A 16,525-nucleotide genomic window follows, 5' to 3' on the forward strand; every position below is an offset into this window, starting at 1 on the left:
TTTATCACAAAAAAAAGTGATTTTGTAATGGAATTTTAAAATAAAAGAAACAAGCTTTTTTTTAATAAATGTTGTAAAATGAAAGTGATAATGAGTGAGAGGAGGAGCATGATGTCTGAGTCAGTTTATGTACATATTGATACTACTAGCAATGCGGTTGTGACTAAGGGGCTGACTATTAGTGATTTTTCAAACAACATCGTGCATTTCCCACAAAATTTATTGTTATTAGATCCTTCAGAAAATGCTGGTGAATACGAATCCCATACTGGGTTGAAAGTGATTCGTGGAACAGAAAATATCCAACGCTTTTTCTCTTCTGCACGTAATCGTAATCATTCGAGTGATTTAAAATGGATCGATTTTAACGACTTAACGATGCTGAAAGAATTAACGCCATTAGAAATTTCAGAATTGTTATATTTTGGACACATGAAGACCCATCTTCACTCACCATTTTTTTATAAATTACAAAATAATTTCGTCTACTTCGATCTTAACGATCAATTAGAACGAATCTATTACCGCTATTTAGATGAATTTTATCGGATCTTTGCCAATAAACTAAGTATCATCTTGTCAAAAAAAATCAATGAGAAAAAATCGTTTTTCAAACGAGATATTCCGGTCGAAAAAATTAGTGTGGAATTACTGAAGAATATGCGTAATTTGATGCAAGAAGGAATCATTTTTTCTTTTGAACAAGGTGGATTGATCGATAACGATTATCATATCCCGATCTATGTCATTGAAGATTATATTTGGAAGCTAAAAGGAACAAGATACCTTGATGAAGAAGCAATTGGCACCTTAGTTTATCATGCAGAAGAAAAACGCTGGGAGCTTGTAGGAGAAGCTGCGGAACTCAACTATACTCCTTTAAGCTGATGCTTGGATGTTCCATCATTTTATACTTATAAAAAAAGAGCCTAGACACTTTTATAGTGACTGAGGCTCTTTTCGTTTATTTTTTCCCGATGAACAAAGCTGGAACTGTCCGACCGATCCCAAGCAAAACAACCATTGTAACAATTCCTGTAGCCAAGGCACTTGCACCATTCATGACTAAAGAAAAGAGCCATGGATTCATTCCCCACAAAGCATAACTTCCCCAAAAAACGACGCCTGCGACAAAATGCCAGAAATATCTAGCACCAACACCAACTAAAGTTCCTAATATAATAGTGGTTGTCATCCCTTTTTTATTGCCCATCGTTAGACTGTTTTGCAGCCTTTTAGCGAACACTCCTGCAAATCCTGCAAAAGTAAAAGCAATCGGATACTCGATCAATACTTGAATGACACTGAGATAATACACTTGTCCTGTTGGAAAATGTAAAATCCCCCAAATAAATCCTGATAAAATCCCTGCCTTCCAGCCTCTTCTTAACGCAAACAATGTCAGTGGAATCTGTCCTAATGAAATTTCAAAGCTACTACCTATTTGAAGAGGGATAAAGGATAACACCATCGCTAGTGCAGCTACAAGTGTCCCCTCAATCCATACTTTATATTTTTTCTCCATAAAAAAACTTCCTCCGTTCATTTGAAATCACAAAGGAGGAAGTAAATACAACATACTTCTACAACCAACGTTACATGACTAACGTCAATTGATCGTCACAATTCCTACGCTCGCATAACCGATACAGGTACGAAGGGTTTAGAAAAACTTCAATCTCAGCCTCATAAGGCTCCCCTTTGTGATACTATTCAATTTTTTAATTCTTATTTTTTTGTTTCAAACAATGGACTAACAGGTTTGTTTTCGTGGATACGTTTAATTGCATCACCCATCAAACCACCGACACTTACTTCATCGATTTTTTCGATCTTACGGTCATCTGGCAGATAGATCGAATCTGTTACAACTAAGCGTTCAATCGCAGAATCTTCAATACGCTGTAAAGCTGGTCCAGATAATACTGGATGTGTACATGATGCGTAGACACTTACTGCGCCTGCTTCTTTTAGTGCATTAGCCGCTAAGGTAATCGTCCCTGCTGTATCGATCATATCATCAATCAATACACAAGTTTTTCCTTCTACTTGCCCAATAATATTCATTACTTCTGCTACGTTTGCTTTTGGACGGCGTTTATCAATGATCGCAATTGGTGCTTTTAAAAATTCAGCCAATTTACGCGCACGAGTTACACCACCATGGTCAGGTGATACAACTACTACATCGTCCCCTTTAATCCCTTTTTCTAAGAAATAATTTGCAATCAATGGTGCACCCATCAAGTGATCAACAGGAATATCAAAGAATCCTTGGATTTGGACAGCATGCAAATCAAGCGTCAACATTCTAGTTGCTCCAGCTTTTTGAATCATGTTCGCCACAAGTTTTGCAGTGATTGGTTCTCTGGCACGAGCTTTACGATCTTGACGTGCATATCCATAGTAAGGCATTACTACGTTAATCGTTTTTGCACTGGCACGTTTCAAGGCATCAATCATGATCAGCAATTCCATTAAATTATCATTTACAGGACTACTCGTTGACTGAATAACATAAACATGTGATCCGCGAATACTTTCTTCAATATTCACTTGGATTTCTCCATCACTAAATTGAGTAACCGATGATTTACCCAATTCGACACCGACAGCTGCAGCAATTTTTTCTGCTAACGGGCGATTTGAATTTAACGCAAAAATTTTTAATCTTGGGTCAAAGTAATGTTTTGACATGGGGACCTCCACTTTCTTTTTCACAACTCTAGAATTCTACCTATTAAATACTAGTCATATTTTCTGAATAAATCAAGGGGTTTTACAAAAGTCTTAGTTTAAATAAGGGAGTTTTTTAGCATACTCTTCTTTATTGACCTGTCTTGCACGGGCAATTGCCATAGCATATTCAGGGATATCTTCTGTGATTGTTGACCCTGCAGCTACTGATGTATTTTTAGCAATTTCCACTGGGGCAATGATATTTGCATTAGAACCGATAAAACTATGATCCCCAATTGTTGTGCGGTGCTTGTTTTTCCCATCGTAATTCACAAAGACCACGCCACAACCAACATTGATTTCTTCACCTAATGTGGCATCACCGACATAAGTCAAATGACCAACTTTGGTATTTTTACCAATTTCAGCATTTTTGACTTCCACAAAATTACCAATATGGACACCTTCACCAATTTCTGCTTTTGGTCGTAAATGAGCAAATGGTCCCACGTCCGCATGACTTTTCACAAGACTTTTTTCGATCACAGAATGTTCAACTACCACATGATCTTCAATCACACTATCTACGATTCGAGAATGGGCACCGATCACGCAATCTGATCCAATGACGGTTTTACCTTGAAGTTGGACGCCTGCTTCGATCACTGTATCAGAACCAATCTCTACCCCGGCATCAATATAAGTCGTTGCTGGATCAACAAAACTTACACCATTGACCATATGCATTTTGTTGATTCTTTGGCGCATCAATTCATTAGCTTTAGCTAATGCAATACGATCATTGACTCCCATTGATTCGTCAAAGTCTTCTGTCTGATAAGCTGCTACTGTTTTTCCAGCATCTTTGAGGATTTCAATGATATCGGTCAAGTAGTACTCCCCTTGCGCATTGTCTGTTCCTACTTTGTTCAATGCTTCAAACAGAGCTTGATTGTCAAAACAATAAGTTCCTGTATTGATTTCTTGGACCAATGCTTCTTCTGGTGTAGTATCTTTTTGCTCAACGATTTTTTCAACGATCCCAATATGGTCACGAATGATACGGCCATATCCAGTTGGATCTTCGGCTTGTGCGGTTAGAATCGTGGCACTCGCATTTTTTCCTTGGTGATACTCAAATAAATTATTCAATGTTTCAGTGGTTAAAAGTGGTGTGTCGCCACTGATCACCAGTGTCGTGCCTTCTTTCCCTTGTAAAAAAAATGCGGCTTGCAATACTGCATGACCTGTACCAAGTTGTTCTGCTTGCAGAGCGTATTCACTACGTTCACCCAACTGTGCCTTTACTTGCTCAGCGCCATGCCCGACGATCGTAATGATTTGATCTGGGTTGGTTTCACTTACTCGATTGATAATATGTTCCACCATCGGCTGTCCTGAAACTGGATGTAAAACTTTATATAATTTTGACTTCATGCGAGTTCCTTTTCCCGCTGCCAAAATGATTGCATAACGTGCGTCCAACTGCGTCACTCCTAATTGTATTTGATGGTTTTAAGTTTAGCCCACTCTACTCAATTTTTCAACCAAGCAGACTATATTTGTAACTAGACCATTTTTATCTTTGGGGTTAAAAAATCAATTAGTCAATCAACAATAGTGAGAGAAAAATAGGGTTATATGAAAAAGGAGAACGAATTTCTCTCATCTGACAGATAACAGCTGGATATCTGATTTGTTGTTGCTGGTTGCTGTAGTGTTTCTATCGAAAATAAGCCAAAGAATTCCCAAAATAGGTAAAACTATTTTCGGATTCTCCGGCTTATTTCTCAGAGCTGGACACTTCTGTCACAATCTCTTCCAGCTATTATTGATCGGCAAATAAATAAATTTTCAATCTCTAATCTTTGAAATAATTTCCTGGTACAACTGTAATGTTTTTGGTCTTCGTGTCGACATCTTTCACGTATAGTAATGAAGTATAATCGTCAATTGCACGATGACCATTAAATTTGGATTCTGCAAAAACGGTGATTCCTACAAGTTCAGATTCAAACTCTTCGATCAAGCTCTTCATTCCATTGACTGTGCCGCCGCCTTTCATAAAATCATCAACGACTAGGACACGAGAACCCCGTTTAAGACTTCTTTTTGACAATTCCATCTTTTCGATTCGTTCAGAAGAACCAGAAACATAATTCACACTAACTGTCGATCCTTCTGTGATCTTTGAATCACGGCGTACGATAACAAACGGTGCATTTAAATAATAGGACACAGCTTGCGCGATCGGTACGCCTTTCGTAGCAACTGTCATCACTGCATCGATTTTTTCACCTAAATACTTAGAAGCAATGATTTTTCCAACTTGGCGCAATAATTCGGGCTCACCTAGTAAATCGGATAGATAAACATAACCTCCAGGCAACAAACGATCTTGTTCAGACAATCGTTCAGCTAACGACTCAATGTATTTTTTGGCTTCTTCGTAAGAAATCTCTGGTATAAATAAAACCCCACCAGCGGCACCTGGAATTGTTTCTAGGGTACCATACCCTCGTTCCTTAAATGTTTTTTTGATAATTGCCAAGTCTTCACTGATCGAAGATTTAGCAGATTCATAACGTTCGGCAAAACTTGTCAATGAAATTAATTCGTGAGGATGATCTAATAAATACTGAGTCATATCAACAAGACGTTCACTGCGACGTACTTTCACATATTTCAGCTCCTTTTAAGAAATTATATCGTTTTACATTATATAAGTTTTCATTTAAAAATTCGAGCATTTTGTAAGAAAATAAGTTAAATAGTTCGGTATTTATCTAAATATAAGAAAAAGCAATGAAAATTTTTCGTTTTCATCGCTTTTCTTTTTGATTTTTTATTTATTTTTTCGCTTAATGGAAACAAGCACCCGCTTGAACAAATTGACCACAAGAAACAACACGATAAAGACTAGTGTGATCGTCGCACCCGGTGGCGTATCTAGATAAAAGGAACTTGTTAGACCCGATAACATGCCGATAAAGCCAACACCGATACTAATGGCAATCACCACATTGAAACTTTTGCCTAAGCGCATACCGATCGCTGCAGGCAGGACCATAATTGCTGAAATCAATAATGCCCCGGCAATTGGGATCATGACAGCAATCGCAACACCCGTGATCACGTTGAACAGCATTGACATACGGTGAACAGGCAGACCATCAACATGGGCGGTATCTTCATCAAAAGTCAGCACGTACATTGGTCGCTTGAACAAAAAGAATAAGAAACCAATAATAACAAATAATACACCCAAAAAGATAACTTGATCCCAAGTAATCGTCACAATCGAGCCAAAGAGGTACGATTGGATACTTGTGGCTGAGTTTCCACCACTAAGATTCATCAAAACTAATGCCAGCGCCAGTCCGCCAGCCATTAAGATCGCAATTGAAATTTCTGAGTAAGTACGATAAATCGTACGTAAATATTCTAAAATCACCGCAGCTAATATTACTACGAACATCGTAGTCAACGTTGGATTGATATTCAAAAAGAAACCCAATGCCACCCCTGCCAGTGAAACGTGTGACAGTGTATCTGCCATCAATGATTGTCTTCGGATCACTAAAAAGACACCTAACATTGGAGCAATCCCCGCAATAAAAATGGCTGCTAAAAAAGCTCGTCTCATGAATTCATATGAAAGCAACGCCATGGAGAATCCTCCTTTCTTACCAAACGAATTTGTCGATCTGCATATTGCTTGATATCCTCATGATCATGAGTAATCATCAAAATTGCCTTGCCATGTTCATGGGCACTATGACGCAATAATCGATAAAATTCATTACGAGATTCTTCATCCATCCCCGTTGTCGGTTCATCCAATATAAATAAATCTGGGTCAGTCGCAAAAATACGGGCTAAGCTAATCCGTTGTTTCTGTCCACCGGATAATTCTCCGATCCGTCGATGACGCATCTCCCACATTCCAACAGATTCTAAAGCTCGTTTAACATGCTGATGATCTTTTTCAGAAAGTCGTTTGAACCAACGGCCTCTCGGATAGCGACCGGAACGAACCAATTCTAAGACTGTACTTGGAAAGCCAGCATTAAAAGATGCCACTTGTTGGGGAATATAACCAATACTTAATTTTTGTCCTTCTTGATTTTTTGGGGCGATTTTCACTGTTCCCTTAGAAGGTTTTAACAAGCCTAAGGAAGCTTTGATCAATGTTGATTTTGCTGCACCGTTTTCTCCTGTTAGAATAACGAACTCTCCTGCATCAACGTGATAAGACACATCTTCTAATACAGGTTCTTCATCATAATAAAAAGTCAAATCGGATATTTCGATATAATGCACGCGAAATGCCTCCGTTCTTAATTAATACTTTCTTTTAACGCTTTTAAGTTCTCTTCCATTACCGAAATATAATTTTCGCCGGCTTTGATTTGTTCACTTGTCAAACTCTCTAATGGATTCAATACTTCTAATTTAACACCCGTTTCTTTCGACAATGTTTCCGCCACTTTGGATGATGCATTTTCTTCAAAGTAAATCACTTTGATCTTATTTTTGTTCACAAAATCTTTTAGTTCAGCTAAGCGGCTTGGTGTGGGTTCTTGATCAGGCGTTACCCCTGCAATCGCTTGTTGGTGTAAATCATACTGATTCGCTAAATACGCAAATGCGGCATGTTGCGTCACAAACGTGCGGTTTTTGGCATCTTTGAGTGCATCCGTATATTTTTGGTTCAGGTTTTCTAATTTTTTGATATAAGCATCCGCATTTTTATCAAAAGTTGCCTTTTTATCAGGATACTTTTTCCCAAGCTCTGAAGCAATTGTTTTGACCTCTTTGATTGCTAACACAGGATCTAACCAAATATGTGGATCATACTCATGCGAATGACTTTCAGAAGAAGCTTCTTCATGTTCATGATCATGGTCATGGTCTTCTTCTGCTGATTTCAGACGATCAATTCCTTTAGCTGCTTCAATCATCAATGTTTTATTCGTATCGACAGAATCTTTCAATGAGTCAACAAAAAATTCCATATCTGGACTATTATAAACAAACACATCCGCATCAGCGATTTCTGCTTGTTGTTTTGCACTAGGTTCAAAATCATGCGGTTCAGTCCCAGACGGGATCAACAACTTGACGTTTCCTTCATTTCCAACTACTTCTTTCGTAAATTCATACATCGGATAAAAGGTCGTAACAATCGTTAACTCATTTTTCTTTGAATCCTTTTGGTTCGTACCACCACAAGCCGCTAATAAAAACATCCCTACAGCTAGTGTTAAACCAATCATATATTTTTTCATAAGACTCTCCTTTCGAACAAATCGTAAAATTACGATTTATCAACGGAACTTAATGTATCAGAATAAAAAAATAGAGTCAATAGAAATCCTTCAATTTCTGATTTATACGAACAAATTCAATGTAAACCGTAAAATGAATGATAGTTTGTTCATGTTACTGAGAGCCCAACAAGCTATCTAGTCCATTTTTTCCAATTTCTAAATAGAATAAATAACGTTTAGAGTAGCTAAGCTGCAACCAACTCAAAAAAATCTCAAAACAGCTTCTTCTGTTTTGAGATTTTTTATTCTTCATCTCTTAGCAACAACTAGTTCTGGCCTATTTTACAACGTGCGTACTAAATATACTTCATCACAGAAACCTTTCAGCCCGTTATAGACTCTTTGTGCTCTTGAATAATGTTGACATAAGGCAAAGACTGTCGGTCCGCTTCCGCTCATCAAAGCGGCATCTGCCCCATACTTTAACATGCGTTCTTTGATTTGATGGATAATTGGATGACGTTTGCCGGTAACATCTTCTAAACTATTTCCCATGTATTGAATCATCGTATGGTAATCTTGTTGCTGGATTGCCTCCACTAGTCTAGGAATGTTCTGATGCTGGATTTTTTGCGCATCTACTTCTTTGAAGACGGTCCTAGTCGAAACACTCATTTTAGGTTTCACCAAGATTACCCAACACTGAGGCATTGAAGGGAGAACTTGGACCACTTCTCCTTTGCCGCCAACAAACGCAGTATTACCATAAACACAATAAGGCACATCCGTACCAACTTCCAAACCAATCTCAGCTAATTCTTCCAGAGAACAACCGAGATTCCATAGTTGATTGATCCCTCTCAGTGCAGCTGCACAATCTGTGCTGCCCCCACCCAGTCCAGCTGCAACTGGAATATTTTTTTTCACAAATATTTTTACGCCTTTTTTGATATGATACTTATTCTTAAGCAATGTTGCTGCTTGATAAACGTTATTTCGTTGATCTACTGGCAAAAATGCCTTATTCGTTTCTACGATGATTCGATCCTCAGGTATCTCTTCAAAGAATAAGTGATCTGCTAAATCTACACTCGACATTACCATTTCCAGCTCGTGATACTCATCGGGACGCTTGTACAAGACATCTAATCCCAAATTGATCTTAGCTGGTGCTTTTTCTATCAGTTCCATCCTCTCACCCATTCAAAAAGTCTAAGTCGCAAGTATTCTATCACAGAGAAAAATAAAAGTATAGCTCATACGAGTGACGTGTTTACGATCTTAGCGGTTTTCTCAGACCTTTTCTGTCTACAGATAAAACAAACCATCCTTCGACCACATTCATTTTCTCTAGCTACCGTCAATCGCTTTTTCACGTTTTAAACTATAGGTAGCTAAAACACGTCACCAGTTATTCCTCTATTTACGCAATTTACAATTCCGTTAATACTTCTTCTGCAAAACTGATACTTTTTTCTTTTCCCTTCCCAATTAGTATAAACAACTGTAATGTGGCAAATGTAAAACTGCTTCCCTTCATGTAAGCAAAATAGCGACCTTCCCAGCGAGTGACATAGCGCAGTTTTTCTTCATAGGTCGATTGAAATGAGTAAAAGAAACTACCATAATTATAAACAATATGCATGATGCGCTCTTGAAAGAATGCAAAGTCTGTTTCCCCTACATTTGCTAACGGAGCTAAACCAAGATTTGCCTCAAGATAGCCCTTTTCTTGGTAGACAACAAATAGATTGACTAATAAATAATCGGATAGTTCAGCAGGTTCATCTGGCAATACACGTAATAGATCATAGCCTGCTTGGCTTTCAGATATTGGTTGCTCTGTAATAAATCCGACCACTTTTTGTTCTTTGCGTACCACTCCAACACCGCTGGCTAACAGATAAGATTTGTCAAAACGCCCAACAGAAAAATGCTTTTCTCTCGCACCATGTAACCACTGATCCGAAACCTCACTCACCGCAGCTAATAATTCCTCAGGTAATTGTTCGTACCAAGTGAAATGATAGCCTTCATTAGTTAGACGCTGGTACTCTAGCTGTTGATTGACCCAAGGCATTTCTTCTGTAGTCAAATCTGCCATTCCTACCTCGCCGACTTTTGTAAAATGAAAACCTAATTCATGCAACATTACCACATATTTTTCTGAGATCTTGTAAAAAGCAATTTGATACCCTAAGCAATCAGCTTTTTGCATAAATTCTGTAATAGCAGGACGAATCATTTTAGGATTGCCAATCGGGTCTCCCAAAACAAAGCATTTATTTCCTTTGATCTGGTAACCAAAGACGACTTGATCCTCTCCATTTTGTTGATAGTAATAATATTTATATCCTGGTAAACGAAGATAATGACTAGCAGATGTCCCCTGATAGACGGTCAACATCTGTTTGAATCTTTCGATTTGTAAATCTGACCCTAACTCATTCGTTTCAGAAGCAAGGTACTGATACAATGCTACTAATGCCAACAGCGAGATCCCTAGACCAATCAAGCCTGAAAACCAAACTTCATCGGATGGGAACAGGAGAAAGCGATCAGCTGTCAATCGATTTACCCAAAAACGTCCACTATGATACCCTGCAATTGCATAGACGATAAATAGAAACCCAAACAAACATAGATCAAAAAGAATGGCACCCCATGAATAAACAAATTTCTTACGGTAAAATTCTTTCCGAGCTAGCCAGACAGCCAGAAGAATCAAGATATACACTAAAATCAATTGCCAAGATAATGTTCGAGTAACTGTGTTAATGATTCCAAAAGCTAATAAAGCAATAGTTGGTAAAAAAGCCTTCTTCACTTTCATTGCTAACGCTCTTCCCAACCCAAGCAATAAGAATCCAATCAATAGATTCAACGTTTGGTCTAAAAAATTAAACGAGAAAGGTAATAAAATCTGAAACAATCGACTGATCGCAGAAAGATTCGTAATCGTAGATAGTAACACCATCATGATCCCTGCAAAATAAACGGCTGTGACCAAAATAAAATGCGCGATTTTTTGAAAGAGCAGTCGTGGTATATTGTCTAAAAAACGATTCACTTTTACTCCAGTATGTGACAGAAATAAAAATAAGCCAACCGCAAAAGGAACCACATAATAAAACAAACGGTAATAAAGTAACCAAACCACTGCAATATCTTGTCGAACAGCTAACTGACTCATACCTAAGATCATCAACACATCAAATGTCCCGACACCCCCAGGAACCATTGTCAACATACCGATTAACGTAGCGATAATAAACATTGGATAAATCGAAAATAAGGAAATATCTACATCCATCAAATAACCAATCGCTAAAAAAACGACCAATGCTCCAGTCCATTGCCCCACAGAAGCTAACAGTAACCCGACTAGACCCTTAGGATAGAATTCCGCAAATAATGTTCTTCTTTTTAAATAAGCAAAGAAAAAAATAGCCGGTGCTATCACACTACCGCCAAGTAACCAAATCCAATAACTTCTAAAAATACTAGTAGTTTGTAGAAAAAAAACATCAATGAACGTTAGAAATGACCATAATGATAAACCAGTCAACATAAATAATGCAACTTTAGAAACGGTAGCAAGTACCATTTTCCGATTTGTTTCTTTTCCATAAAAATTTGCTCTAAGACTGGCTCCAACAATTCCTCCAAAGCCCGCTAAGTTATTAATTGTATTCGTAATAAAAGCAGCTAAGAAAAAATCGTGACGCTTTATTTTAGGTTTCCCTTGTTTTTCCAACACGCGAATCGTCACCCAGTCATACAACAACATTGGCAAAACACCGATCAACCCCACTAAAACCATTAAACACAGCGTAACATAACTTTGTTGTCGCATAGTTTGCCAAATATCTTGCCAACTCATTCCATTTGCAATATTTACGACTTGATTGGCAACGAAAACTATAATAGATCCAAAAAAAATCATTTTTAAAATCAAGCTATGATTTTTCAACCACTGAAATGCCGTATGACTTTTATTTTTCACACTTTACCATCCTTACTTGAAAACTTTCAATTTATAAATCAATGTTAGCTTATTTACCTTATTTTTACCACTTATGCACTAGTTTCACCTGTTTATGTATCTATCCACACACTTTATTCTTTGCTTGCCCTTCATTGAAAAGAAAGCTATGCTAAAACAAAAGGAGAGGATAACATGAAAATTGGATTCATTGGAACAGGTAATATGGCGCAAGCAATCATTAACGGCTTGATTGAACACGAAACAGTGGCTAAAGAAGATATTTTTGTCTCAAGTGGTCATTTCGAAAATGCACAACGTTTTGCAGAAGCAACTGGTGTAACCGCCTGTCAAACAAATCAAGAAGTCGCAAAACAAGTAGATGTCATTTTACTGGCAGTCAAACCTAAAATCATTGACCAAGTACTGAAGGATTTAAGAAAATATAGTCAGAAATGTCTCTTTATTTCAATTGCTTCAGGAAAATCATTACATGATCTGGAAAAAGCCCTAAATGACCCCGAAGCGAAAATCATTCGTGTCATGCCAAACGTAAACGTTAGTGTGGGTGCAGGTGTCTCTGCTATCTGTAAAAATCATCATGTCACATATGAGGAATTCAAAGAAGCAACGCAAATCTTTGAAGCGATCGGCAGTGTCTATCCACTGGCAGAAGGTGATTTCAGTACGTTTATTGGGTTAGCCGGTAGTTCACCAGCATTTATTTATATGTTGATCGATGCCATGGGTCGTGCGGGTGTCTTTAATGGCTTACCTAAAAAAATGGCAACCGAGATCGCTGCCAAAGCTATTATGGGTTCTTGTCAAAAATTCCTAGCAAGTGATGAAAACCCTTGGGAGCTAGTTGACCAGGTTTCTTCCCCTGGCGGAACAACGGTTGCAGGTGTTGTGGCTTTAGAAGAAGCTGGCTTCATTCCTGCTATTATCAAAGGGATCAATACAACGATCGAAAAAGATCGAGAAATGCTGGATAAGAAATAAAACGAATGAGTCTGAAGGAATCTTTTTACTAAAAAAAGTAGGACATTAATCAGATTTTTTCTGATTAATGTCCCAGATTCAGACTCTTCATTCTGAATTATTATTTTTCAATATTCACAATAAAACCTCTGAAACCTTTCATCCGTATATATTTTAGCAACAGCTAGATAAAGAGCCACAACCAAAACTACCACAACCAAGGCTACCCATTGTTCCGCAGATGGTATCTAGCGAAGCATTCAAACTATGTTCGTTGTTTAATACTGCTAATTCTTCAGAAACATTGCCTGCTTTCATTAATAGTCCTACTGCCATTTTCTTCACCTCCTTTCAAGTTGATCAATCATTTTTTATTGTCATCAACTGTTTGTTACACTTATCAATCTATTATTCAATCAGATCCTATCTCTTCATTCGTATTTTCGATTGAAGGATTTATCTATAAATCGAATAAAAGTATGTTTGGTATGTTAGGGTTCTCCAACGCTAACAATCCCAAAATCACCCCGGAAAGACCGGTCATCAAACCAACATCTAGAAACTCGTCTTCTAAACAACTTTCATTAATTGTTCGTTTGTCTAAGTATGCATTCCAATCATCGAGTAAGAACGCATATGACTTTATATTATGATGAATGAAGAAATGACGGTAAAGCCACATATTTCCTAAAAAGCCATGACATAAGCAACTATCTACACGTTCTTTGTTTAATTCTTCTTTTAATCGAGCAAAATATAATAGCTCCTCTGGGCTTTCTCCTTCCATAAGATATCGATGAGTAAGCATTCCTACAAGACCATTACAATAAAAAGTATTTTGCTCAATCCATTTTTCTCCTCTTGTATCAAACCACACGCCGTTTTTACGATGTTGGTTTTCAAATAAGGTAACTGCGCCAATCGTTTCTTTTATTTTGGTTACCGAAAATAACTCTTCATAAATCGCTAAAGCATAAAGAATACCTGATGTTCCGTGAGAAAAACCTAAAATAAGTTTCTTTTCTACAGAGGATTCCCAATAACTTCCTTTTCCCTCTGATTCTATTAAATTATTTAATAAATTCTCCACACAAAGTCCAATTAATTTTTTTAATTCTTTATTAGGGCTCTTTTTATAAATATTACAAAAAAGTAGTAATAACCCTGCCGTACCACTCATAATATCCAGAATTTTGTCTTTTTTTATTTTTTGTCCCAGATATTGAAGGATATCTTGCTCAATTGCGATCAGTTTTGATGTTCGCAAGGATGGAGCAATCAAATTAAATAAATAGATATAACCACCTAATCCAGAAAAAACCCCTATATCATAATTTTTTTGATTAGATAAATCAAAATGATTAAGTAAATCATTCAATATTAATAGAAATCTGTTTTTGTAATCAAAATCATTTTTTGTTTTCCATAAATAATAGTAAGTGATTGCTACACCAATTTTCCCATTATACAAACTGTTATTCATTGGCTGCAGTTTTAAACGAATTTTAAAATCTTTGTCTTTTGTTAAATCTTCATAACCGGTATGAAGCCACGTCACCTGCTTATTGTGTACTATCCTTTTACTATGGATGTAAGATTCTAAAGTCTTGATCTCATCATTTTTTTCTCCAATTATAAAAAGATCTTCTAACGTAATATTTTTATCTCCAAAGCTTTTTTGCAAAATATTTAATTGGTAGTTTAAATCTTTCTCACTAAGAGAATGGATCTTTTTTTTCCATAGTGTTAAGAAATCTATACGACTGTTATTCGTAAATGTCATTTTTTTTGAAATGTTAAGTGTATTTGAGTTAAGTTTTGAAAAAACATAAGGGATATCCCCCTCTAGTATGTCCTCAATTTCATAGGTAAGAAATGGTGTAGAACCAAATCTTGCCATTTGAGAATAGACAAATAACAAGCGATCAAACGGTGCTGTCAAGAACCTAGGATGATAACTTAAAGTCGCTATTTTACTGTAAGTTGCTGTTGGTTTTATTAAATGTCGGATAGTAATATCATTTTTATAGCGCTCAACAATATCAATCAGCTCTGATTTTTTATCCAAAAATAGGTGAAATGTTTCTGTAAATCCTTGATAGATCTGTTGCTTATAGTCTAAAAAACGATAATTTTGTCCATGATACATCGGAACATTAGAATATGAATATTTAAATTCATCAGAATTTTCAGTTAATTTAATTTCTAAATCATCTTCTGAAACAATCAATTGTGGTACTGAAAAACGTTGGAATAAGTTTTCATGGCTTCCTAAAGCCGAAATATCATCTTTAAAAAATTCGTTGTACATAGGCACAATTCCAGAATTAAGAACAGAATTAGTCAAAATTTCATGTATCTTATCATTTACAGATAATGCTTCCATACGATCTAAATTGTTAAACAAGCATTCTAAATCAATGAGCATGGGTGAACCACCACTTGCAATTAGATTTTCAAGATGAATATCCGAAGCATTTAAATAGAAAAGAATTGCAATAATTGCCCCCATTTTATAATAGAAATCTTGAACTTCTTCTTCTGATTGACAAGGATCACTTACAATAAATTCTGACCAAGAATACGTTTTACGATTCAATAATTTTATTTGTGCTAGTTGTTTGTTAAAATTATTTTTATTAAATAAAGCAACGCATTCTCCAAATAATAAATCATTGTAATTACTTCGTGGTTTATAAATAATTTTATTCTTTTTACCTGTTATCACGAGTGGAAATTTTCCTGACAGATGCGGATCACCCAAAGAAAATTCAACTCCTATTTCTTGATCAAGTTGAATACTAAACAATTCGTTAATTTCCTTTGAATCATACTCTACATGTTGGATAACTTCAGAAATGTAACAGATTGTTTCTTTGATTTTTTTATCTATTAAATTGAATAAAACAGGAAATCTTTGAAACAAACCTGTGACGTATTTCTCATTAGATAAATAATTTCTAATATAACTTTTCACAGAGAGTTTTTGTAACTGTGACTTTAATAGATTAAAGTCATAAACAATCGTTCGCAAAAGAATCTCATGAATATTTTTGCAAAGGTTTTCATTAATGTTATTGCTAACATTTTTGTATTTTATTAGATTTGGGTACTTCATAAAATATTGCTCAGTTAGCTTTATTGTTACTTGTTGCGAGAATTTTTCAATTGAATCAACTTGTCTCCATTCTTTTAGTTCATTCAACATCTCTTCGTTCTGATCTTTTAGCATTTTTTTTGAATGAACATACTGTTCCTTAAATTCATTAATATTCTGAAAATGAAAAAATTGTAAAAATTCCTCTTGCATATCTGAAGTCATAAATTCTGCTAAATTGTATTCCAACAACTCATAATTATCCATCTGCTTACCCCACCTCATCTATATTTAGATCATATAGAATCAATTACTTGTGTTTTCAAGAACAAAAACTATATCTTTCTACCCAATAAATCCTAGTAAAAAATTGTACATAAAATTGATTTCAAACTCATAGATCAATATATTATTAGTTTATACAACTTTTATCTCTCGTTAACAAAATGTACACTAATGCAACAAATTTTATTTCCTAACTATTCTTCATCCTAGTTTGATTTTCTAGTA

Annotated in this window: 13 protein-coding genes and 1 riboswitch; of the genes, 2 read left to right on the forward strand and 11 right to left on the reverse strand. The window is 36.1% G+C overall.

Annotation, left to right across the window (positions count from 1 at the left end; all coding sequences use genetic code 11):
• Nucleotides 1-111 precede the first annotated feature (111 nt).
• Nucleotides 112-888, forward strand: a complete 777-nt coding sequence (locus AB5M32_RS10355; RefSeq protein ID WP_010720607.1) for a hypothetical protein — start codon at nucleotides 112-114, stop codon at nucleotides 886-888.
• Nucleotides 889-964: 76 nt separating this feature from the next.
• Here AB5M32_RS10355 and thiT read toward each other — a convergent pair whose 3' ends face one another.
• From thiT to mprF, 9 genes are all read right to left on the reverse strand, one after another.
• A complete protein-coding gene (gene thiT, locus AB5M32_RS10360; protein ID WP_010720608.1) occupies nucleotides 965-1,525 on the reverse strand; it encodes an energy-coupled thiamine transporter ThiT in 561 nt (186 codons plus the stop codon).
• An 84-nt stretch (nucleotides 1,526-1,609) separates the two neighbouring features.
• Nucleotides 1,610-1,711, reverse strand: a riboswitch (TPP riboswitch).
• Nucleotides 1,712-1,728: 17 nt separating this feature from the next.
• Entirely contained in the window at nucleotides 1,729-2,697 is a 969-nt protein-coding gene (locus AB5M32_RS10365; protein ID WP_010737274.1) for a ribose-phosphate diphosphokinase, read from the reverse strand.
• A gap of 93 nt (nucleotides 2,698-2,790) precedes the next feature.
• On the reverse strand, nucleotides 2,791-4,164 hold the full coding sequence (gene glmU / locus AB5M32_RS10370; protein WP_178287052.1) for a bifunctional UDP-N-acetylglucosamine diphosphorylase/glucosamine-1-phosphate N-acetyltransferase GlmU: 1,374 nt from the start codon (nucleotides 4,162-4,164) through the stop codon (nucleotides 2,791-2,793).
• 376 nt (nucleotides 4,165-4,540) lie between these two features.
• Nucleotides 4,541-5,359: a pur operon repressor gene (gene purR, locus AB5M32_RS10375; protein ID WP_010720611.1), complete on the reverse strand. Its 819-nt coding sequence runs from the start codon at nucleotides 5,357-5,359 to the stop codon at nucleotides 4,541-4,543.
• Between the two features lie 165 nt (nucleotides 5,360-5,524).
• Nucleotides 5,525-6,349 (reverse strand): metal ABC transporter permease, encoded by an 825-nt coding sequence (locus AB5M32_RS10380; protein ID WP_010720612.1) that lies wholly within the window; start codon nucleotides 6,347-6,349, stop codon nucleotides 5,525-5,527.
• Nucleotides 6,322-7,002 carry a metal ABC transporter ATP-binding protein gene (locus AB5M32_RS10385; protein ID WP_010737272.1) on the reverse strand — a complete coding sequence of 227 codons (681 nt, stop codon included), beginning with the start codon at nucleotides 7,000-7,002 and terminating at the stop codon, nucleotides 6,322-6,324. The genes AB5M32_RS10380 and AB5M32_RS10385 overlap by 28 nt, the downstream gene beginning before the upstream one ends.
• Nucleotides 7,003-7,019: 17 nt before the next feature.
• On the reverse strand, nucleotides 7,020-7,970 hold the full coding sequence (locus AB5M32_RS10390; RefSeq protein WP_010720614.1) for a metal ABC transporter substrate-binding protein: 951 nt from the start codon (nucleotides 7,968-7,970) through the stop codon (nucleotides 7,020-7,022).
• A gap of 324 nt (nucleotides 7,971-8,294) precedes the next feature.
• Nucleotides 8,295-9,143, reverse strand: a complete 849-nt coding sequence (gene ispE / locus AB5M32_RS10395) for a 4-(cytidine 5'-diphospho)-2-C-methyl-D-erythritol kinase (protein ID WP_014834412.1) — start codon at nucleotides 9,141-9,143, stop codon at nucleotides 8,295-8,297.
• A gap of 241 nt (nucleotides 9,144-9,384) precedes the next feature.
• Nucleotides 9,385-11,958 (reverse strand): bifunctional lysylphosphatidylglycerol flippase/synthetase MprF, encoded by a 2,574-nt coding sequence (gene mprF / locus AB5M32_RS10400; RefSeq protein ID WP_178287050.1) that lies wholly within the window; start codon nucleotides 11,956-11,958, stop codon nucleotides 9,385-9,387.
• A 174-nt stretch (nucleotides 11,959-12,132) separates the two neighbouring features.
• Between mprF and proC the strand changes: the two genes are divergently transcribed.
• On the forward strand, nucleotides 12,133-12,939 hold the full coding sequence (proC, locus tag AB5M32_RS10405) for a pyrroline-5-carboxylate reductase (protein WP_010720617.1): 807 nt from the start codon (nucleotides 12,133-12,135) through the stop codon (nucleotides 12,937-12,939).
• Nucleotides 12,940-13,092: 153 nt separating this feature from the next.
• Here the strand turns inward: proC and AB5M32_RS10410 are convergent, their stop codons facing one another.
• Complete coding sequence (locus tag AB5M32_RS10410) at nucleotides 13,093-13,254, reverse strand: hypothetical protein (RefSeq protein WP_010720618.1); 162 nt, start codon at nucleotides 13,252-13,254, stop codon at nucleotides 13,093-13,095.
• Nucleotides 13,255-13,378: 124 nt separating this feature from the next.
• Nucleotides 13,379-16,282, reverse strand: coding sequence for a type 2 lanthipeptide synthetase LanM (gene lanM / locus AB5M32_RS10415; protein WP_178287048.1), 2,904 nt, complete (start codon nucleotides 16,280-16,282; stop codon nucleotides 13,379-13,381).
• Nucleotides 16,283-16,525 lie beyond the last annotated feature (243 nt).

It is taken from the genome of Enterococcus sp. C57, assembly GCF_040887305.1.
GTDB lineage: Bacteria > Bacillota > Bacilli > Lactobacillales > Enterococcaceae > Enterococcus_B > Enterococcus_B hirae.